Source organism: Tenacibaculum sp. XPcli2-G (assembly GCF_024124505.1).
Classification (GTDB): Bacteria; Bacteroidota; Bacteroidia; order Flavobacteriales; family Flavobacteriaceae; genus Polaribacter; species Polaribacter mesophilus.
In genome coordinates, this window is the sequence record NZ_JAMXSH010000001.1 from 616,916 (window position 1) to 639,528 (window position 22,613).

The window sequence follows — 22,613 nt, forward strand, 5'->3', positions numbered from 1 at the left end:
ATTATGATAACAACTGATGCCATAGTTTTTTCAAAAGAGTATAAAGGTTTAGGAACAATAACCATTCGTCCTTTTCAAATAAAAAAAGACAGTGTTTTTTTACAGCAATGGGTAACTCAAGAATATGCTGTTTTTTGGGGGATGCAAAACGCAACAGTAAAAGAAGTTGAAGAAGAATATACTCAACTTATAGCCCCAGAACATTACGATGTTTTTGTAGGAATGTTTAATGGTGAACCGGCATTTATAGTAGAACGTTACAACCCGCAATTAGATATTATTAATGGTTTTTATAAAGCTAAAATATCCGATTGTGGTGTACATATTATTGTAGCACCGCCAAAAATCACTAAAACACCAAACTTTACGTGGTTTATGTTTCGAGCAATTATGGATTTTGTTTTTACAAACCCAACTATTAACAGAATAGTAGTAGAGCCAGATATTCGAAACAAAAAAATGTTTGCGCTGTGTCAACGCATAGGTTTTCAACTGGGAAAGATGATAGAACTTCCTAACAAAACAGCACAATTAGCATTTTTAACCAAGACCAATTACCAACAAAAAATCCAATCCTTTTCACCATTTAAAAGAAGTGCCATGAATACCTTAGATAATGTGGTTTCTCCACAACAATCAACACAACATATACAACCAAAAGTGTGGCAAAAAGCCAACTTATTACTAGTGAAAAAAGCATTGTGTGAGTTTTCGCATGAACTATTAATACAACCAGTAATAATTCAAGAAGTAGATAACGGATATAAACTGTATAAAGTTTATGCAGATGACACAGAAATTCAATATGAGTTTAAGGCAAAACCAATGGCTTTGAATCATTTGATGATTGATGAAAACTCCATAAGAAAATATATAAAAGAAGTTGAAGAAGAAATTGATGCAATTACATTTATAAAAGAATTTAGAAAAGCGTTAGGAATTGCTGATGAAAAAATGCCTGTGTATTTAGAAGAAGTTATAAGTACACTATACGGAAGTGCATTTAAAATTACCAAAGGAAACCCTACTGTAGAAGAATTAGCAACGGCCGATTTTCAAACGATAGAACAATCTATGACCGAAGGGCATCCAGGGTTTGTAGCAAATAATGGTAGAATAGGGTTTGACAGCAGCGATTATCGTTCTTATGCACCAGAAGCGGGAAATTCTTTTTCGTTATTATGGTTGGCAGGACATAAGTTAAAAGCAGTTTTTTCAGCGATAGAAGCATTGCCTTATGAAAGCCTAATACGTCAGGAATTAGATGTTGATACCATAGCACAATTCAACAAAATAATTGAAGAAAAAGGCTTCAGTCCAAAAGACTACTTGTTTATACCTGTTCATCCATGGCAATGGTTTAACAAACTAGCTACAATTTTTGCTTCAGAAGTAGCCAAAGGAGATTTAATTTGCTTAGGATACGGACCAGATCAATACTTAGCACAACAATCAATTAGAACGTTATTCAATATAAGCAATCCGCAGAAATTTTACACCAAATCGGCATTATCTATTTTAAACATGGGCTTTATGAGAGGATTGCCTTTATACTACTTAGGAACAGCTCCAAAAATGGCAGTTTGGTTAGAAAACCTATTATATAACGATGCTTATATAAAGACAAACGGATTTAGAATGTTAAGTGAAATAGGTTCGGTTAGCTATGTGAATCCATATTTTGAAGAGTTTGGACCACATAACGATTACAATAAAATGCTAGCTTCATTATGGAGAGAAAGTCCATATTCTGTGGTTAAAGAAAACCAAAAACCACTAACGATGGCAGCATTATTACATGTAGATTATTACGGAAAAGCATTGTTGCTGGAAATGATTAAAGACTCAGGTATTTCAATAGATAATTGGTTACGTAGCTATTTAAAAGCGTACTTAAGCCCAATGTTACACTGTTTTTACTATTACGATTTAGTGTTTATGCCACATGGGGAAAACATTATTTTGGTATTAGAAAATAACATTCCTATATATGCTTTACTAAAGGATATTACGGAAGAAGCATGTATTTTAAATCCTGAAGTTGAGCTACCAGAAGAGTTAAAAAGAATGTATGCGCTAGTACCAGAAGATGTCAAATTACTATCCATTTTTACAGATATGTTTGATGGGTTCTTTCGCTTTTTAGCTCCAATTTTAGAAAAACATGCGAATTATGGAGAGCATCGTTTTTGGGAACTCGTAGCAGAAAATATTCATGAATATCAAGAGCAGTTTCCTGAACTGTCAGGCAAGTTTAAACAGTATGATTTGTTTGCTGAAGATTTTAAACTTTCGTGTTTAAATAGGTTGCAATTAAATAATCATAAACAAATGATTGATTTAGATGACCCTGTTGCCCTACTCCAATTTGCAGGAAAGTTAAAAAACCCTATAGCGGTATTTAAAAACCAAGAAGTATAATTATGGTTCAAACGTATCAAAAAATATTTAGTAAAGAAATTATTGGGTTGGGGGTAATCAACATTCGTCCATTTCAATTAGAAACAGATACACCAATGTTACATCGTTGGGTAACTCAACCCTATGCAAAATACTGGGGAATGTTAAATAAGTCTGTAGAAGAAGTACATGCTGAATACCAAGAAATAGAAAATAATCCGCATCATTATAGTTATGTAGGAATGATAGGGAGTACCCCAGTGTTTTTAATGGAGCGTTACAAAGCTTCAAAAGATAACATAGCAGACTATTACGATGTACAAGAAAATGATTATGGTATGCATGTTTTAGTAGCGCCTGTAGAAAAAAGAATACCACAGTTTACATGGCATGTGTTTTCAACTATTATCGATTATTTTTTCAGTTTACCACAAGTGGAAAGAATTGTTGTAGAACCCGATGTGAATAACGAAAAAATTCATACGCTAAATAAAAAAGCTGGTTTTAAATACCAAAAAGAAATTGAGTTACCTCATAAAAAAGCAGCCTTAGCTTTTTGTACAAGAGAGACGTATCAATCAGCTTTAATTAAACTAGAACAACATGACAAATAATATAGCTCATTTACAACCAAAGGTATGGAGTTTTGTAAATCGTCAATTAATAAAAAAAGCAATCAGTGAATTTTCACATGAGCTTATTTTAACTCCTGAGTTTATTTTAGAAGAAACAGATGGCTGTATATACCTGATTACCTCAGATAATAATGAGTTCACGTATCAATTTAAAGCAAAAAAGTATGCTCTCGATCATTGGTTGGTTGATGAAAAAAGCATTATTAAAAAAAATAATATATCGAATGAAGTTTATTTAGATGCACTACATTTTATAACAGAGTTTCAAAATACTCTTGGTATTCCTGATGAGTTTTTAGCAACTTATTTAGAGGAAATAACAAGTACACTTTCAGGAGCAGCATATAAGTATGTTAACGAGAAATTTTCAGCCAATGAATTAGCTGAAAAAACCTTTCAAGAAATTGAACACGCGATGACTGAAGGTCACCCCTGTTTTGTAGCGAACAATGGGAGAATAGGGTTCAATATTAAAGATTATCAAAAATATGCACCAGAAAGTAATCAATCGTTTAAACTTTTATGGATAGCAGCTCATAAAAAATATGCTACCTACACGGCTGTTAAAAATTATGAGTATGAAAAACTTTTAGAGAGCGAATTAGGAAAAGAAAAATTAGCATCATTTAAAGAAGTTGTAAAGAAGCAAAATGTAGCTACTGAAAATTACATTTTTATGCCTGTGCATCCATGGCAATGGAAAAACAAAATTGTAGCTGTTTTTGGAGCAGATATTGCTCAAAAAAATATCATCTTAGTAGGAGAAAGTGATGATGAATTCTCTGCGCAGCAATCTATTAGAACACTTTTTAATGCGTCACATCCAGAAAAGTTATACACAAAAACAGCTCTGTCTATTTTAAACATGGGCTTTATGCGTGGACTTTCTCCATATTACATGCAAAGTACGCCGAATATTACTCAATGGATAACAGATTTGTTAGCAGATGATATTTACCTACAAAACAATGGGTTTACCATGTTAGGAGAAGTGGCAACAGCGGGGTATCACAATCATTATTATGAAACTTTAGGAAAAACGAATCCGCATAACAAAATGTTATCAGCTTTGTGGCGTGAGAGCCCATTTACAAAAATAAGCTCTAATCAACGCGTGTTTACGATGGCTGCTTTATTGCATATAGATTACCAAGACAAATCATTGTTAGCTGCTTTAATAGAAGCTTCACCTTATAACACAACTACTTGGATTCAACGTTATTTAAAAGCCTATTTAGCTCCTTTATTACACTGTTTTTATAAGTACGAATTTGTGTTTATGCCACATGGAGAAAACCTAATTCTAGTGCTAGAAGAAAATACACCAGTGCATGTATTAATGAAAGATATTACAGAAGAGGTTATTGTTTTTAACGAAACAATGCACTTACCTGAACATGCTAAAAGATTGTTTGTTAAGGCTTCAGGTAAAATGAAAGTGCTTTCAATTTTTACTGATGTGTTTGATTGCTTCTTCCGTTTTATGGCTCAACAGTTAGATTGTTATTCAAGTTTTTCAGAGGATAATTTTTGGCAATTAGTGGCAGATTGTGTGTGTGAATATCAAGAACAACATCCTGAGTTTTCAGAAAAATATAAGCAATACGATTTATTTGTTAAAGAATTTGATCGCTGTTGTTTGAACAGGTTGCAGTTAAGTAATACCAAGCAAATGCTCAGTTTAGCTAATCCGATAGAAAGTCTAAAGTTAGAAGGAGTATTAAAAAACCCACTTGCAAGGTTTAAAAAAGAAACAGTAAAAACGGTACAATCTTTAGAAAGTATTTAATATGAGTTTTAAACAGATAACTAAAATTATACAAGAACGAAAAACCACCTACGCGTATGATTTTTCGGATAGAAAAATAGAGAAGGAAACGATTGAAGCAATTGTAACCAATGCGCTATGGGCACCAACTCATAAATTAACCCAACCCTGGAGGTTTGTAGTGTTAGAAGGAAAACATAGAGAAGCATTAGGTGAGTTTATGGCTAATTATTATCGAAAAATATATTCAGAAGAAGAATTTTCTAACGAACGTTATAAAGAAACAAAAAGGTATGCCAGTAAAGCCAGCATGATAGGAGTGATTTTTAAACCTAGTAAAAGAGCACAACTCCCGGAATGGGAAGAAATTGCAGCTATTTCAAGCGCAGTACAAAACATGTGGTTAAGCTGTACAAGTCTAAATTTAGGAAGCTATTGGGATACCAGTATAGCAACTATAAAGTATGGTGAAAAAGAAATTAGTTTAGAAGAAAATGAACAATTTTTAGGTGTTTTTTTTATAGGACATGTAAAAGAAAATCTTCCTAAAGTAAATAGAAAACGAAAGCCACTATCTAAAAAATTAAGCTGGCATTTTAAAGAATAAAAAATGGAACAAAAAAAGAGAGTATTAGCCATAGATATGGCAAGAGGAATTAGTGTTTTATCTATGATACCTGTTCATTCCATGATTATATATTCGACAATGGATACTTGGAACAATTCTTTTTTAGGGAAGGTAGCTCAAGTATTAGAAAAAGGAACTCCTATGTTTTTAGTCGTGATGGGGTTTTCTTTTGTGTTTTCAAGTAAGTTAAGCATGTTTAAAATCTTTAAAAGAGGAATAAACATTTTAGCAAAAGGGTATTTACTTAATATTTTAAGATTTGCAGTACCCATGTTGTTGTTTGGAGGATTCCCTAGAGCTTTTATAGAAGGTAATGGGCTAACTCTAGGAGATTCATATAATTATCTGTTTTTTATTTTATTGGGAGATATCTTGCAGTTAGCTGGGATTTCCTTGATTATAATGGGAGTTATAATCAAGTTTATTAAAAACAAGTATGCAGCTTTAACCTTAGCATTACTTATTGTTTTTTTCACAGGAGAATTAAGTGGTTATAAACCTAACATTGTTGGGGTAGATTATATATGTGATTTATTATGGGGAAAAACCTACAATGTTTACTTTCCTGTATTTCCATGGATGTCGTTTATTTTAATAGGATTATTCTTTGGAATGTGGTATCAAGAAAGTAATAATAATATTGTTTTAACATATAAAAGAATGCTAGTTTCAGGTGTTTTATTTATGTGTATAGGTGTAGTATTATGCTATTATAATTATGAATATCATTTTGGTGATTACTATCATTTAGGGCCAGGAGGAACCATAGCTTTTATTGGAGTGAATTTATTTTTAGTTTGGTTTGGGCATATATTAGTAACCTGTATTCCACACAATAAACTGTACGATGTAATTTATTACTCAAGTAAAAATGTAACAACATTTTATTTAGTACAGTGGGTACTTATATACTGGGGAGTATTGTTTTTTGGATATTCATCACAAACAAGTCAGTTAAAACTATTAGCAATTATTATAGGAATTACATTACTAACATTTGGTGTTCTTTGGACAAAGAAAAGAGCAATTAAACTAATAGCAAAGCAAAAACAATCTTCATCTACAAAAAGAGTAAAACAAGCAATTACATAGTTATGAAAAAAATAATTATGATACTAAGCTTGTTTATAGGAGTAAAAACATATACACAAGTAAACTTAGCAGGAAGCGATGGCTTAGATTTATATGTTCAGGAATTTTTAGAAGTTATTCATTCTTATCAAGGTCCACCGTTGCAGGACTTACCTTTAGAGATAGGAAGGAATGCCATGGAAAACATGCAAAAAGATTCCACATTAACCTACGATAAAGTAACCTTTACTAAGGTTTCTTTTAAAGAACAAGATAAACAAGTAAATACAGTAATTGTAAAGCCAAAAAAAACAAAAAAATTATTACCTGTATTACTTTATTTTCATGGAGGTGGATGGGTGTTTAATAGTTTTAAAACGCATAAACGATTAATGCGAGACTTAGCTTTAAAAGCAAATGTAGCAATTGTTTTTGTAGAGTATTCAAGAGCACCAGAGGTTAAATACCCCATAGCAAATGAAGAAGGATATGCGGCAACTTTGTTCATTTCAAAATATGGAAAACAATATGGGTTAGATACAAATAGAATTATTGTTGGTGGAGATAGTGTGGGAGGAAATATGGCAACAGTTGTAGCTATGATGGCAAAACAAAAAGGAACTCCTAAGTTGCTAGGACAACTATTATTGTACCCAGTTACGGATACCAATTTAAATACGAAATCGTATGAACAATTCTCAAAAGGGCATTATTTAACGAGAGCAACAATGAAATGGTTTTGGAATGTTTACGTACCAGAAAAAAAATTATACTCATTAGCAACAGTAGCTCCGTTAAAAGCAACTTTAGAAGAGCTTAAAAACTTACCTAAAACACTTTTAATAACTGCAGAATATGATGTTTTAAGAGACGAAGGAGAAGCCTATGCAAGAAAATTAAGAATGGCAGGTGTACCAGTAGTTTCAACTAGATATGGGGGAACAATACATGATTTTATTGTACTGAACTCCTTGCGAGAAACAGTAGCATCAAAGGCAGCAGTAGCACAAATAGCTACGTTTTTAAAAAAGAATTTTTCTAAGAAATAGTTTAAATATGAATTTATCATCTATAGAAATACTTGCAGGAAAACTAGAACATATGAGTCTAATAGTACTCGTTTTAATGCTTGTTGAATGGGGAATACTAATTGTAACAAGTTATGTTGAAAAAAATAAAGAAGGAGTCGTAAGTATTGTTTCGTATCTAATACAAAGTATTCCTTACTTCTTATTATCAAAAATATTTATTGTTGGCACTATGTTTTGGTTATATGAAAACAGAATTTTTACTCTAGGTTTTCAATGGTATATATGGATTGTCGCATATTTGTTGTATGATTTTACAGTGTTTTTTATTCATTTTTTAGGACATAAAGTTCGAGTTTTATGGTGTATTCATGGAGTACACCATACGGCAGAAGAAATGAATTTAACCGTGGTTGCTAGAGGATCAATTTTTGATGTGTTTTTCACTCCGTTCAACTTTATATGGCTTCCAATATTAGGTTTTCACCCATTAATGATTTTTGTAATTGAACCCATTGCACGCCTTTATGCAACACTAACACATGTAAATGAAAAAGTTATAGGAAAGCAAAAATGGTTAGATAAACTATTAATAACACCTTCAGTCCATAGAGTACATCATGCAAAAAATCATATTTATTTAGATAGAAATTATGGTGAAACCTTTAGTATTTGGGATCGTTTATTTAAAACGTTTCAAAAAGAATTGGATAATGAAAAAATAGTCTACGGAATCATGCATGAGAAACTTAATAGTGAGAACTTATGGCATGTGCAGTTTTTACTATGGAAAGAATTATGGTTGGATATAAAAAAAGCTCCTACCTTACTAGATAAAGTAAAATACCTTTTTATGCCCCCAGGCTGGAATCACATTGATGGAGGAAAAAAAGCAAAAGAATATAGAGACGAAGCATGGAAATTTAGGGTTAAAAAGAACTCATTAAGTACACGCTAAAAATAAAAAAGGATGATAAAGCAATATGAAAATTTTAAAGTAGACTATTATCCAGAACATGAGATGATTGTTTGGAGTATTAAGTCAAAAGGTGTTCCTAATTTTTCACCAGAAATATTATGGGAATTTAAAGACTTTGCTAAAGATTTAAAAATGATGTTTGCAGACAAGGTTTATCCATTAAAATATATTGTATCTGCCTCTACACATAAAGAGGTATATAATTTAGGAGGGGATTTACCCTATTTTTTAAAAAACATCAAATCTGAAAATAAAGAAGCATTATCAGAATACGCTAATTTATGTATAGACGCTATTTACAACATATATAATACTTTTGGACTGCCAGCACTAAGCATCGTTTTGGTAGAGGGAAATGCTTACGGAGGAGGTTTTGAATGTGTAATGGCGCATGATATTATACTATCTCATAGGTCAGCTAAATTTTGTTTACCAGAAAACAAGTTTCATCTTTTTCCAGGTATGGGAGCTTATAGTTTTTTATGTAGAAAACTAAATATAAAAGCAGCTCTTAAAGTGTTATACACAGGAAACATATACAAGGCCGAAGAATTAGAAGAAATGGGTTTGGTAGATTGTGTTTTTAATGAAGAAACGGGAATATCATCTGTTATAAATTATATAAAAAAATCAAACTTTAGCTTTCAATACAATCACTATAAATGTATAAAAAGAGTTTTTCCTTTACAAAAGAAAGAGTTGAAAGACATTACTGCCATGTGGGTAGATGCTTGTTTGAATTTAGAAAGTAAGAGTTTACGTAGAATGGAATTAGTTATAAATGCACAATTAAGAAAGTTAAAGTATGAGTTAAAACCCTAATTTAGGATTTGTAAGTATAATTTTTCCGAAATTCTTTTGGCGTTGTTTTTTCAAATTTTTTAAAAGCAGCTGTAAAATGTGTAGGGTTTTTATATCCAACTATGTCAGCTATTTCATAAATAGGTTTTTGAGTATAAGCTAATAAGTCTTTTGCCTTATTCATTCTTAAATTTTTGGTGTAATTAAAAATAGTTTCACCAAACAATTTCTTAAATTCATTTTTTAAAACATTTTGATTCAATAGTACTTTACGAGCAAGTTGCTGAATTGATATTTGCTCATGAATATTGGTTTGAAGTATAGCTTCTACTTTATATATTTTTTTAAGAACTTTTTCATTAGAACTATTTCCTTTTTTAGAATGAATGTTTAGTTGTAAATGTGTTAATTCTAATACTTTTGATTCTAAAAAAAGACGTTTTAACAATCCTTTTTGCGAGTTAGTGAGCATATCATTAACTATTCTTTCCATATTTGAAGTTAGCTGCTGTGTAGTACTTAAGTTAGAAACTTTGTTACTAGAAAAAAGTGCTTGCATTTTATGTTTTTTAATAAATGAATCATGCATCTTAATTTTAACTTCATTTATATGCTTATTTCTGTAAAAAACAATTTTATCATCACCATTATCATGTAATAAATAACTTTCATTTTTTTCGATAATAAGATCATTTTCTAGATTGGAAAAACGAATAATTTTTTCCCCATCTATTAAAACAGAAAGTTCTAAAGTATTAAAACTATTACTATTGTTGCTAGAGATAAAAAGAAAATCTTCTTTGAGTTTAGCGTTAATCAAATTGATTAATAAGCCATCAAAATAATAACTTATTATCGTCCCTTTACCATAAAGAGAATTAATAGTATAGACTGAAGTTTTTATACCACAGTCCATACTTTTTATTTTAAGGCACAGAAATTTTTTTAACTGTGACTTTTTATTGTTGGCAGTAACTATTTCCATAAATACGGGGGATATAGGAAATGGGGAATGAGCCTATACTAAGAAGGAATTAATCTTTAATCCACTTATAAATATTAATAATTAAAAATATACTAGCTATTGCTACCAAAAGAAGCATAAATATCTCAGATATATTATTAGCTTCATGAAGAATAGCTTCAAAGAAATGGTACACATTATATAAACCGGCAATACTCGCCCAAACCAGAGAAGTTATCTTGAACCATTTTTTAGAAAGCTCAATAGTTAGCAAACCAAAAAGTAAGCACATTCCTTCAAATAAAATACGATATAAGTGATGTACAATAGGAGCTTCACCTGTTGCACCCTCCATTACTAAAGTTTCATTGTAGTATATATTGAATAGCCCATATATATGGTGAACTATCCAGCCAATTGCTAAAAATATCCAAAGGATACTAATTTTTGTTCTCATCGGTATGTGGTTTTTATCTTTTAATAATTTATTTTTTTCTGTAGTTTGAGCCGTTTTTTTAGCCTCCTCAATTAACAGTTTTTTACGGTTTTTATAATCTATAGGATGTTTTGTAAAAGCACTTTTAGTCTTTACTTCAGGTTTAATTTTAAGGTATATAAATAATGCAGTAATTGAGATGGCTATCCATAATAAATCGACTGTAAGAATGTCAAACTGCTTAGCTTTGTAGGTGTTCCAAACCCAGTTGTTAGAAACAATACCATTAACAATAGGAATTAAAAATCCAAGGATAGCGCCTGCTAACAAAGTAGTTTTATTTGTGAAATAATTATCTCGTTTAAATCTAAAAAAGAGGGTTGCTAATAACCAAACAACAAAAAACCAAGTGTATAAAATGCTCATTTTTTGAGTTTGATATGCTTCGGGTAGTAGCTTAACAATCAAGAAAAATAAGGCTGTTACAGGATACAAAGACAAGCAAATAGCAAGATAAATGTGCCCTATTTTCGCAGTATATAAACGTTGTTTTAAGGTCATGCTTTTCTTATTACGAGCTTCAATCCAAATCAACACACCAGTTATAATAACAAAGCATGTAATAAGAGCTAATACAAAATAAATAACTTTTACAGCAATTCCTCCAAAATTTCCATAATGAAGACGCCCTAAAGAAAGCTGCACATCGTCGGTATATTTACTTTCATTGGGGTTTCTTATTACTGAAGTTTTATTGGTTTCTAAATCATAAATTACCATTCCCGAACTTAAAAAACGTTCTTTATGATCCAACTCTCCAATAAGAAAGTATTTCATGTTGGTACCTCCATAATTTTTAATTAAAACATAGGTAGGGTTAAAATGAGACCATCGGTTGGTGTTTTCTTTTACAAATTCATTTACACTAGGAAGCGTTTTGTTAGTTTCAGCAGCCCATTCATAAGTTTTGCGGTCGGGACGTAAATCATTCATTAATTTTGTTTGATCACCACCGTATAAAAAATTAGCAGGAAGTAAAACAAAAAGACTAAGACAAAAATAAGTTGCAGTAACAGCATACATAAACTGAAAAGGAAGTCCAATAATACCTAATGCAGTGTGTGCATCTGTCCATACTCTTTTTAAAGCAATTTTGGGATTGAACTGATAAAAGTTTGAAATAATTTTTTTCCAGTGCACGATGACTCCGGTAACAATAGCAAACAAAAAGAATAAAGAAACAAAACCAGCAAGGTAAATTCCAATAGTAGGTATTTGAGTAAAGAAATGTAGACGATATAAAAACTCTCCTAAGCTATATTTTTCTACATAAGAAGCAGTTTCTCCAGTATGAATATTTATTGCTTGATAATTTTGATACTTAGCCTCATTAGGGATATTTACTGTGTCTTTTGCAGGATAAGTTAATACATATATTTCATCGTTTTTATCTCCTAAATAAAAACGAATATCTCTACTAGTTAAATGATAGTTTTTAGAGAGTTTTTTTAATAAAAAATCATAATCTATATGTTCTCGAGCAATATTTTTTGAGTGCTTACCTTCTTCCCAAGAAGCAATTTCATCTTTAAAAAGGGCAAATGCGCCTGTAAAAAAGATAATATACAAAGCTACACTTATAACAATACCGCTAACTGTATGTGTGTTAAAGAACACATTGTAATTTCTATTACTCATTATATAAACGGATTTTGTTGGTTTCCTAAATAATAAATTACATATAAGATTATTGAAATTATGAGATATATAACCCAAGCTTTCCATCCATTTTTAAATAGGTAAGGAACAATTAGTAAAGCACCCCAAACAATAAAAATGGTGTAGATAGATGTGATTAGTATTCCTTTTGGGTTTGGTAGCCATAAAACTAAGCACATATGTAGTAAGGCACTTATTACGTATCCACCAATGAGACCTGCAGATATTTTTGCAAATTGTTGCCAAGGGGATTGGTTTAAATATTTGGAATTAGCAGGCATATTAAAAAATGAGTTCTATTAAAAAAGTTAACATAAATAAAGCAGTTAGAAAAGCGTAGTTTATCACTCTTAATGGAGTGATGAGTACGATAAGGCTTAAAAACAAAGAGGCAGCTACAATCCATGTAATAATTCCAGCAGAAAGACCAAAAAAGGTTATTGATAAGAGCAAACTTATCAATAATGTAATTGTTCCAATTATCTTGGTATTACGTTTATTATTATGAAACCATTTTTGTAAGCGGGTGTTCTTAATTAACAATGCTTTTTCAGAAGTGCTGTATAAGGCATAACATCCGATGAAAATAAGGAAAAGAGTAACTGTTTTCATAGTAGTTCAATGAAATAACAAAACCCTGAACATAAAAGTTCAGAGTTTTGTGTTTGCAACATTTAATAATTCAAATAGATATTCATATTTAAAACTTATAACTTATAGTTCCAAGGAAGGCTCTTGGATTTTGAGGAGTAATAGTACTCCATCCTGTATAATATTCTTCGTTTGCTAAATTATTTCCTTTTACACTAATTCTAAATTTATCAACTTCATAATAAATTGAGGCATTAAAAATAGTATAGGCAGGCAGGTAAAAATCACCTGCAGCAGGATAACCTACCATAGTATTATATTTACTTGCACCGTTTAACCCAAAACCTAATCCTACATTTTTTATAGCTCCTTCTTGGAATTTATAATCAGCCCAAAAATTATAAGAAGTTTCAGGGCCTGCTTCAGCTAAACGTTTATCAACTAAATCAGGTCTAGATTTTGATTTTGTTACTTTAGCATCATTATAGCTAATACCACCACGTAAGTTTAATCCGTCAACAGGGTTAGCATTCATTTCTAGCTCAAAACCTTTACTTCTTACTGTACCATCTTGTAGATTAGTATCAAGCATTACTTTATCTTTTACAGTAATATCGTAATAACTCAAAGTAGTTTCCAGTTTATTATTAAATAAATTTGTTTTTACACCAAACTCTAGTTGGTTTGCTTGTTCTAAATCATAAGATTGTAATTTAGTAGGCCCTTTAGGGTTTGAAATATCTACAAGTATTCTTTTTGGATTAACATAAGAAAAACCATTTTGATAATTAGCAAAAACAGATAGTTGATCTAAAATTGGTTGGTAAACAATTCCGAATTTAGGAGAAAAAGTAGACTTAGTATATTCTTTTTCATCGTCACTTGGGTCGTTTGCATCACCTTTATAATTAAATCTATCATAACGAACTCCTGCCATTACCGATAGTTCTGGTAAAATGTTTATAACATCAGAAATATAACCACTAAGAACATTTTGATTAATATCAGAATCAGCCCTTGCAGAGCTAGCTAAAACAGCATCAATATTTGCTCTTGTAGTTGGTAAATTAGGAAAACCAAAAGCAGGTGGTACAGGTATTAATTGACCTTGAGGGTTTACAACATTAATTCCTCTTTGGTTAGTACTATTGTCTAAAACTTGAGAGTCTAAATAATCGACACCAATAACTAACCTGTTTCTTAAAGAACCTAATTTAAAATCACCAGTAAAGTTTTGTTGTAATGTAAGTGTATTTGTTTCTGCATCTGATTTTATAGCATACGTTCCAAACAAATCATTTTGAACATTGTACAAATATGTATAGTATCCTTTAGATTTAGCATTACCGCCAGCTATAATTGTTTGAGAAGACCAATTGTCAGTAATTTTATAAGCTATTTCCCCTCTGTAGTTTTGCGTTGGATTTTTAATAGAGATATCATTATTTGTAAATGATTTATTTCTATCGTAGTTTAATTCTTCTAAATTTTTATAGGTAAGCGGGGCTGACCTGTTTAAAAATAAGAAAGCTTGATTTGTTTGATCTGTTGAAGAAAGTTCATAATTAAAGTTTAAAGTTAACCTATTATTTACTTTGTAAGAAACAGATGGGGCTAAAAATAATGCTTTTCTAAACCCAGCATCTTGAAAGCTATCTTGTGTTTGATATCCAGCGTTTAATCGTAATGAAATGTTTTCATTATCTTCTAAGTTTGTGTTAAGATCTACTGTTAGTTTTTTAAACCCGAAAGAACCTCCACCAACGGTAATATTTCCTCCTGTTCCTTTGTATGGTTTTTTAGTGACAATATTAATTAAACCACCGTAAGATGTTACAGTACTCCCGTATAAGGTAGCAGAAGGCCCCTTTACAACTTCAATTCTTTCAACATTGTCTGGGTTTATAAACCCATTTGTAATTCCAGGAACACCGTTTACTAATTGTGGTTGAACAGAAAAACCGCGGATAGAGTAAAAACCTGCTCCATCACCACCTCTACCAGTAGATGACCATAATTTTTCAACACCTGTTGTATTTTTTAAAGCTTCTTCAAAACTAGTAACAGACTGTGATACTAGTAGTTGATTGGTAACTGTACTATATACCTGAGCATTTTCAATATTTTTCAAAGGTAATTTAGCTACATAAGCTGTTTTCTTTCTTGAGAATTTATTTTTTCTATGAGTGTCAATAGTAACTTCATTAAGTATCTCGTTACCCTCATATAAGGTAATTACTAAGTTTTTTGTACCACTATTAGTACTTATGTTTTTCGTTTTAAAGCCAACATAAGACACTATTAATGTTGTTTCTCCCTTTGTATTAGATAATGTAAAGTTACCATCAATGTCAGTTTGTACTCCATTTTTTGTCCCTTTAACAATAATATTAACCCCTACCAAAGGTTCATTGTTGTTGTCTAGTACAGTACCACTAATATTTCCCTCTTGTGCTACTGTGTTTACCATTACTAAAAATAATAGAATGGTAGTTAATAAGCCCTTCATTTTTTTTCTTATTTAGATTTAATAAATATAATTAAGCAAATGTATTTTAAGAAAAATTAACACCAAAATTTATTTAGAATTATTTTAAATAAACTTTAACACTAGTTTTTTATACAATAAGTCGCACAATGCCAAATAATGTTATAGTTAACATTGTTGTACGTACCAGGTGTCTTTTCTTCATGTGTAGCTTCTACGGTATAAGTAGTCTTTTTAGGTAGTTTAAATGTTACTAATCCTTTTTCATTGGTTTTTTCTTTTACCGACCATTTTCCTTGAGTGAATAAAGTAATTTCTCCTTCTTTAAGGGCAGTGCCTTTGTATAATACTTTTAAGGTAACTTCATCAGCATTTGTATGGTGTTTTGGAGTAACGTCGATAATTTCAATTCCTTCTGGGTTTGTACTTTTTAATTCTGTTATTGATGTACCTACGACAACTCTAGCTTTAGCATGATATTCGGGTTTAAAGGTTGTGTAATCGTATTTTGTAAAATCAAACACTTTTATATTTTTATTGTCAAGTGCAATGGTATATGTTCCTTTTTGTTTAGGAACGAAAGAGGTACTATAATAATCGTCTTTAGCTATTGTTTGTAAAGTTGTTTTAGTTCCATCAGGAGCGATTAACCAAATAGTAAAATTTTTTACATTGTTATAGTTTTCTCCGCCTACTTTTTCAATTACACCTTCCGAAAACTCTCCAAAACGAACTTTTACTTCGTGTTCGTTGTTTAATGTTCCTGTAGAGCTAGTTTCAATCCAAATATAATGAGCAAAAGAATTGCTAAATACAGCTAAGAATAATAAAGTAAGAATTGATTTTTTCATTTTTTAATAATTTATAAAAACCACCTAAATTTTAGGTGGTTTTTGGGTTGTTAGAATAAGTTATAGGTAAGAGAAATCCTACCATTGATTCCTGGTTCAGATTGCCAATAAAGAAATTTATCGTTTTTGGTGCCAGAATATAAATGTTTATTTAAAATATTATTAATATTTAAAGCAATACGAAGTTTATTATTTTTCCAATGCACTCCACCATCCATTCTAAAATAGTCAGGAAGTTCTGCATTATTATTAGCTCCAATCGTCCAAGAAGTTCTATCTACTAGATATTGATATCCTAAAGAAATACCAAAGCCTTTTAAGGCAGAATTTTGATTAAAATTATAGTTTAACCAACCATTGGTAATATGTTTAGCGTGTCCTGCAATTCGAGTTCCTACTGCGTTTGATATGTTTGATTTTGCGATTTTCACATCTGTGTTAGCGTAATTTAATAATAAGTCTAATTCACTTGTAATGTGCGCTTGCATATCAAACTCAAAACCTTTTGATTCTACCTCACCAAGTAAAATACTAAAACGACGAGTTGTGTCAGTAGGATCGCTAGTAGTAATGTTATTCTTATTAATAATGTAAGCACTTAAAGAGGCGTTTATTTTTCCATTTAACCAATTGGTTTTTAAACCAGCTTCGTAAATAGTTCCTTCAATAGGGTCAAATCTGTTTCCTGTATTATCTATGGCATCATTTGCTAAGAATGATTGATCATATAAACCGTACGCAGTAATTTGTGGAGTTATATCAGCACTCAAACCAATTCTAGGAGTAAACTTTTTAGTTGTAATATCTCCTGTAGGAGTTAACTGAGTGTATCTACCCGCTAATGTTAAACGTATTTTATTCTCTAAAAATCCTATTTCGTCTTGAGCATATATAGAGTTTATTTTTGTTCCATAAGAGTAAGAAGGTGTACGGTCTTTTAAAGGTGTACTTCTATCAAATACAGGAAAAATACGATCTCCGTAAGTTGGATTATATATATTAAAAGGGGTTGTAGGAGTGTCTACTGCACCACCTTGATAAAAATCAGCAAAATACTCTTTATCCGTATAATCAAACCCTCCCATAACTTTATGGGTTACTGCTCCGGTATTAAACTTTCCGTTAGCATATAATTGAAAATATTCACTTTCAGAGATAGCATCCCAAATACTTACACTTCTAATAGCATCACCATTATTTTGCATACTATTTAACCAAGCAGAAGCTCCTTGTTGAGTATACAACATAGTAACATATTTTGCTTCTACTGACCAGTTATTATTAAAGCGATGTGTTAGTTGGTTTAATAAACTAACTTCTTTAATATCAGTATCAGGAAAATTACTGTCAACCATAGAAAAGTTCTTAGGAAGACTCCCAAATCCTTTATCTAAAGGAGCAAAAATATAAGCAGCTCCTAAAAGAGTGTTTAGTTTTTGAAAAGAAAACTCAGTTAAGAAGTCTGTTTTATCACTTATTTTATATGATAATGAAGGAGCAACACCAATACGTTCACTATCCTCAAACCTTCTATGACTTCCAGTGTTTTGATATAAAACGTTCAAACGAGCTAGTAAACGCTTATCACTTGTTAAAGATCCACCAAAATCTGCCGCAGCTCGATATGTGTCAAAACTGCCTGCCATTAAGTTTATAGACCCTATTTTTTCTTCGGTAGGTTTTTTTGTAACCACATTATAAAAACCACCAGGTTCACCCGCAGCCATCATAAAGCCTGAAGGTCCCTTGATAAATTCTATACGATCTATCATAAAAGTATCTTCAGACAAAGGCCCCCAAGAGTCTTGAATATTTACACCATTCCTAAAAGCTGGTAATCTAAACCCACGCATGTTAATACGTGCGAAATTTCCCCAATGCTCTATGTTACTAACCCCACTTACGTTTCTAAAAGCTCCTTCGAGCATATTTGTAACAAGTTGATCTTGTAAAACCTCTGACCCAATTACCTGAATGTTTTGGGGTAGTTGTTTAATAGGTGTTTGTAAGCGTAAAGAATTAGAGACATTCTTCTTAGCGTATCTGTTTTTTACTCCATTAATGGTGATTTCGTCTAACTCATCAATAGCTTCTTTAAGAAGAATCCTACCAAGATTTTTAGATTCATTATTTTTAAGTCTTACTGTAATGGATTTTTTCTCAAAACCAACCATTGATAAATTAATTACATACTTACCTTTTTTTAAGTTTTTAAACTCAAACTCTCCTTTTTCATTACTAATAATTCCATGATTTGTAGAACTTAAAGTTATATTCACAGAAGAGAGGAAGTTATTGTTTTCTGATACAATAACACCCTTAACAGAGCTGTTTTGAGCGACTATTGATGTTGTAATAAATAAAAACAATACCAACAATATGGGTATGATTTTTTTCATTTTTTATTATTATTTAGATTTAATAAAGTTATTTTATAAGGCAAAAGTATTTTAACAAAACTTAATGTCAAAACTTATTTAGATTAATTTTAAATAAAAAAATCTAAAATTTTGAAATTTAATGAGATATCAACATCTTTTTAATTTTGGTATATTTGTAAAGCACAACTAAAAACCTATTTAAAATGCATTGGAAAGACCTTTTAGCGCATTTAAAGTTCATGATAAAAAGGAACCCGGAATAGCTATTGTTGTTTGGTTTTGAAGTTTAGCTACTATTAATATAAATGATAGGCTAAATAAAGAAAGAGAGTTAATTATATAATTAACAAATTGTTGAATAATCAAATTAATTAAAGATGCCTTTTTATCATAAATTAGGAAAAATTCCACATAAGCGACATATCCAGTTTCGTAAAGAAGACGGAAGTTTATATTACGAACAATTATTTGGTACAATTGGTTTTGACGGAATGTCAACCAATAGTTATCATGAATATAGACCAACAATGGTTAAAGAAATTCGTAAGCAATACTCTATTGCTCCGAAAGTAGCAAAAGAAAATAATATCCAATCGTATCGTTTTAGAGGTTTTCAAGTTCCGCAAGAAAATGATTACTTACAAAGTAGAAAAGTAGTACTTACCAATTCTGACTGTAACATCATCTTATCGGCTCCAAAAGAATCTACTAAAGACTATTTTTATAAAAATACGGATGCAGATGAGGTAATTTTTATTCACAAAGGAACAGGTAAATTACGTACAATGCTTGGGAACTTAGATTTCAAGTATGGAGACTATTTAGTAATTCCTCGCGGAGTTATTTATAAATTGGATTTTGATACAGAAGACAACAGGTTGTTTATTGTAGAATCTTATCGTCCAGTATACACTCCAAAAAGATACCGTAACTGGTTTGGTCAATTATTAGAACACTCGCCATTTTGTGAGCGTGATATTCGCAGGCCAGAAGAACTAGAAACACATAACGAAAAAGGAGACTTTGTTATCAATGTAAAAAAACAAAACGAAATTATTGAAATGGTATACGCAACACATCCTTTTGATGTTGTTGGGTATGATGGATATAACTATCCTTATGCTTTTTCAATTCATGATTTTGAACCAATAACAGGGCGTATACACCAACCGCCTCCAGTACACCAAACATTTGAAACAGATGCATTTGTAATCTGTAGTTTTGTGCCTCGTTTATACGATTATCATCCAGAAGCTATTCCAGCACCATACAATCATAGTAATATTGATTCTGACGAAGTATTATACTATGTAGATGGAGATTTTATGAGTAGAAATGATATAGATGCTGGTCATATTTCGTTGCATCCAGCGGGTATTCCTCACGGGCCACATCCAGGAGCTACAGAAAGAAGTATCGGAGAAAAAGTAACTGAAGAACTAGCAGTAATGGTAGATACCTTTAAACCTTTAAAAGTAACTGAAGAAGCTATGAAAATAGCAGATGAAGATTATTATAAATCTTGGCTAGAGTAATTCAGTATATTAATGAGACAATTTGAAAATGTGTCAATTCAATTTTCAAATTAACTAATTATCAAATTTTCAAAATAGAGAAAAATGTCAAAAGAAATAAAATCAGTAAACTACGGTTTAGAAAAAATATTTGAAGGAGCGCAAGACTTCTTACCACTTTTAGGAACAGATTATGTAGAGTTTTATGTTGGTAATGCAAAGCAAGCAGCACACTTTTATAAAACGGCTTTCGGTTTTCAATCATATGCTTATAAAGGGTTAGAAACAGGGTCTACAGAAGAAGTAAGTTATGTTATTAAGCAAGACAAAATTAAGCTGGTTTTAACAACACCATTAAATAGTAAATCTCCAATTAATGATCATATTGTAAAACATGGTGATGGAGTTAAAGTGGTAGCGCTTTGGGTAGAAGATGCAAGAAAAGCATACGAAGAAACAACTTCACGTGGTGCAAAATCGTACATGGAGCCTACTGTAGAAAAAGATGAGCACGGAGAAGTTGTAAGAGCAGGGATTTATACGTATGGAGAAACAGTTCATATGTTTGTTGAGCGTAAAAACTATAACGGAACATTTTTACCAGGTTTCCAAAAATGGGAATCAGATTATAATCCACCAGCAGCAGGATTAAAATATATCGACCACATGGTAGGTAATGTTGGTTGGAATCAAATGGATGTTTGGGTAAAATGGTATGAAGATGTAATGGGGTTTGAAAACTTTTTATCATTTGATGATAAGCAAATTCATACAGAATATTCAGCGTTAATGAGTAAAGTAATGTCTAACGGAAATGGAAGAATTAAATTTCCAATAAATGAACCAGCTGAAGGAAAAAAACGTTCTCAAATTGAAGAGTATTTAGATTTTTATGAAGGAGCAGGAGTACAACACATTGCGGTTGCTACTGATGATATTATAAAAACAGTAAGCCAATTAAGGTCTCAAGGAGTAGAGTTCTTATCAACACCACCAGAAGAATATTATAAAGCAGTTCCAGGAAGATTAGAAGAATTTAGTCACGAGCTAAGAGAAGATATTGAAAAGCTAAAATCTTTAGGAATTATGATTGATGCTGATGAAGAAGGATATTTATTACAAATTTTTACAAAACCAGTAGAAGATCGTCCAACTTTATTTTTTGAAATTATTCAAAGAATGGGAGCCCGTGGTTTTGGAGCTGGAAACTTTAAAGCATTGTTCGAATCAATTGAAAGAGAACAACAATTAAGAGGAACTTTATAGACTAAGATAGATAATAGAAAAAAGAGAAAAGAAAATAGATAGTTAGACTGTCTGTTTTCTCTTTTCTCTTTTCTTTTTTCTCAAAAAAACAAGAAAATGAGTAAAGAAGAAATATTAAAGGCAATAGAAGAAAAATACGATAAGTTAGGAGTTCCTGTAGAAGCAATGTTAGAAGGACTGCTATGGAGTGAGCCAATAACTTATTGGGATTACATACAAACAGATGCACTTTTAGGATTGCAAATTCCTAGAACTACGTTACCAGATGAAATGGTTTTTATCATGTATCATCAAGTAAATGAACTGTTGTTTAAAATGATTTTGTGGGAAATTGACCAAGTAGCAAAAGCAGAAGAAATTACACCAGATAAATTCTCAAAGCATTTAATGCGTATAAGTCGTTATTTTGATATGTTATGTAGTTCTTTTACAGTTATGGGTGATGGAATGGATGTAGACCAATACTTAAAATTCAGAAACACATTAACGCCAGCAAGTGGTTTTCAAAGTGCACAATATCGTAAGATTGAATTTGCGTCTACCGATCTTATTAATTTGATAGATGCTCGTTATCGAGATACAATTGATAGAAATTCATCATTTAAAAATGCCTATGATCATTTATATTGGCAAGCAGCAGGTAAAAATTATACAACGGGTCAAAAAACAACATTATTAAATTTGTTTGAGAAAAAGTATATGGGTGAATTTATAGATTTTATGGAAGATTATAATGACTGTAACCTTTCAAAAAAATTCAAACAACTACCTGAAGAAGTTCAAGCAAATGAAGAACTAATAAAAGCAATGCGTCACTACGATTATACAGTAAATGTAAAATGGGTAATGGCTCATTACAATGCAGCAGGAAAGTATTTAGGGGGAACTGATGGGGATTTGGAAGCCACAGGAGGAAGTAATTGGAGAAAGTATTTACATCCAAAGTACCAAAGAAGAATTTTCTTTCCATACTTATGGAGCGAAGAAGAATTAAAAAATTGGGGAACTTTTTAAACTCTAGTGACAAGAAGATAAAAGAAGCATAATGTTCTGTTAAACAGTTTTTTTAATTTTTGGAATGGTAATTGTCTAT

The 22,613-nt window shown here is 31.1% G+C and carries 18 protein-coding genes; 11 read left to right on the forward strand and 7 right to left on the reverse strand.

Features of this window, described 5'->3' with window-relative positions; genetic code table 11:
- Positions 1–3 precede the first annotated feature (3 nt).
- From NH341_RS02755 to NH341_RS02790, 8 genes are read left to right on the forward strand one after another with little or no spacing between them, the layout of a single operon-like run.
- On the forward strand, positions 4–2,421 hold the full coding sequence (locus NH341_RS02755; RefSeq protein WP_253055647.1) for a GNAT family N-acetyltransferase: 2,418 nt from the start codon (positions 4–6) through the stop codon (positions 2,419–2,421).
- 2 nt (positions 2,422–2,423) lie between these two features.
- Entirely contained in the window at positions 2,424–3,014 is a 591-nt protein-coding gene (locus tag NH341_RS02760) for a GNAT family N-acetyltransferase (protein WP_159611090.1), read from the forward strand.
- Positions 3,004–4,824 (forward strand): IucA/IucC family siderophore biosynthesis protein, encoded by a 1,821-nt coding sequence (locus tag NH341_RS02765; RefSeq protein WP_253055648.1) that lies wholly within the window; start codon positions 3,004–3,006, stop codon positions 4,822–4,824. The genes NH341_RS02760 and NH341_RS02765 overlap by 11 nt, the downstream gene beginning before the upstream one ends.
- A gap of 1 nt (position 4,825) precedes the next feature.
- A complete protein-coding gene (locus NH341_RS02770; RefSeq protein WP_159508839.1) occupies positions 4,826–5,410 on the forward strand; it encodes a nitroreductase in 585 nt (194 codons plus the stop codon).
- A 3-nt stretch (positions 5,411–5,413) separates the two neighbouring features.
- Positions 5,414–6,523, forward strand: a complete 1,110-nt coding sequence (locus tag NH341_RS02775; RefSeq protein ID WP_047787941.1) for a heparan-alpha-glucosaminide N-acetyltransferase domain-containing protein — start codon at positions 5,414–5,416, stop codon at positions 6,521–6,523.
- A gap of 2 nt (positions 6,524–6,525) precedes the next feature.
- Positions 6,526–7,551, forward strand: a complete 1,026-nt coding sequence (locus NH341_RS02780) for an alpha/beta hydrolase (protein ID WP_253055649.1) — start codon at positions 6,526–6,528, stop codon at positions 7,549–7,551.
- 7 nt (positions 7,552–7,558) lie between these two features.
- Entirely contained in the window at positions 7,559–8,488 is a 930-nt protein-coding gene (locus NH341_RS02785) for a sterol desaturase family protein (RefSeq protein ID WP_253055650.1), read from the forward strand.
- A gap of 12 nt (positions 8,489–8,500) precedes the next feature.
- On the forward strand, positions 8,501–9,331 hold the full coding sequence (locus NH341_RS02790; RefSeq protein ID WP_253055651.1) for a crotonase/enoyl-CoA hydratase family protein: 831 nt from the start codon (positions 8,501–8,503) through the stop codon (positions 9,329–9,331).
- Between the two features lies 1 nt (position 9,332).
- Here NH341_RS02790 and NH341_RS02795 read toward each other — a convergent pair whose 3' ends face one another.
- The 7 genes from NH341_RS02795 to NH341_RS02825 all read right to left on the reverse strand — a co-directional run bounded on the left by NH341_RS02795 (position 9,333) and on the right by NH341_RS02825 (position 18,758).
- Positions 9,333–10,295, reverse strand: a complete 963-nt coding sequence (locus tag NH341_RS02795; RefSeq protein WP_253055652.1) for an AraC family transcriptional regulator — start codon at positions 10,293–10,295, stop codon at positions 9,333–9,335.
- Between the two features lie 49 nt (positions 10,296–10,344).
- Positions 10,345–12,408: a PepSY domain-containing protein gene (locus tag NH341_RS02800; protein WP_253055653.1), complete on the reverse strand. Its 2,064-nt coding sequence runs from the start codon at positions 12,406–12,408 to the stop codon at positions 10,345–10,347.
- On the reverse strand, positions 12,408–12,710 hold the full coding sequence (locus NH341_RS02805) for a hypothetical protein (protein WP_047787938.1): 303 nt from the start codon (positions 12,708–12,710) through the stop codon (positions 12,408–12,410). The genes NH341_RS02800 and NH341_RS02805 overlap by 1 nt, the downstream gene beginning before the upstream one ends.
- A gap of 1 nt (position 12,711) precedes the next feature.
- Positions 12,712–13,041: a hypothetical protein gene (locus NH341_RS02810; protein WP_047787937.1), complete on the reverse strand. Its 330-nt coding sequence runs from the start codon at positions 13,039–13,041 to the stop codon at positions 12,712–12,714.
- 88 nt (positions 13,042–13,129) lie between these two features.
- The gene (locus NH341_RS02815) at positions 13,130–15,529 is read right to left on the reverse strand and encodes a TonB-dependent receptor (RefSeq protein WP_305879856.1); all 2,400 of its coding nucleotides are present in this window, start codon (positions 15,527–15,529) and stop codon (positions 13,130–13,132) included.
- 101 nt (positions 15,530–15,630) lie between these two features.
- On the reverse strand, positions 15,631–16,359 hold the full coding sequence (locus NH341_RS02820; RefSeq protein ID WP_047787935.1) for a DUF4198 domain-containing protein: 729 nt from the start codon (positions 16,357–16,359) through the stop codon (positions 15,631–15,633).
- A 50-nt stretch (positions 16,360–16,409) separates the two neighbouring features.
- Positions 16,410–18,758: a TonB-dependent receptor domain-containing protein gene (locus tag NH341_RS02825; protein WP_253055654.1), complete on the reverse strand. Its 2,349-nt coding sequence runs from the start codon at positions 18,756–18,758 to the stop codon at positions 16,410–16,412.
- Positions 18,759–19,117: 359 nt separating this feature from the next.
- On the opposite strand from NH341_RS02825, the gene NH341_RS02830 reads away from it, so the two are divergent.
- The 3 genes from NH341_RS02830 to NH341_RS02840 all read left to right on the forward strand — a co-directional run bounded on the left by NH341_RS02830 (position 19,118) and on the right by NH341_RS02840 (position 22,534).
- Positions 19,118–20,275: a homogentisate 1,2-dioxygenase gene (locus NH341_RS02830; protein ID WP_159611073.1), complete on the forward strand. Its 1,158-nt coding sequence runs from the start codon at positions 19,118–19,120 to the stop codon at positions 20,273–20,275.
- A gap of 84 nt (positions 20,276–20,359) precedes the next feature.
- A complete protein-coding gene (gene hppD, locus NH341_RS02835; protein ID WP_047787932.1) occupies positions 20,360–21,520 on the forward strand; it encodes a 4-hydroxyphenylpyruvate dioxygenase in 1,161 nt (386 codons plus the stop codon).
- A gap of 96 nt (positions 21,521–21,616) precedes the next feature.
- Positions 21,617–22,534, forward strand: a complete 918-nt coding sequence (locus NH341_RS02840) for a tryptophan 2,3-dioxygenase family protein (protein ID WP_047787931.1) — start codon at positions 21,617–21,619, stop codon at positions 22,532–22,534.
- The last annotated feature ends 79 nt before the right edge of the window (positions 22,535–22,613 follow it).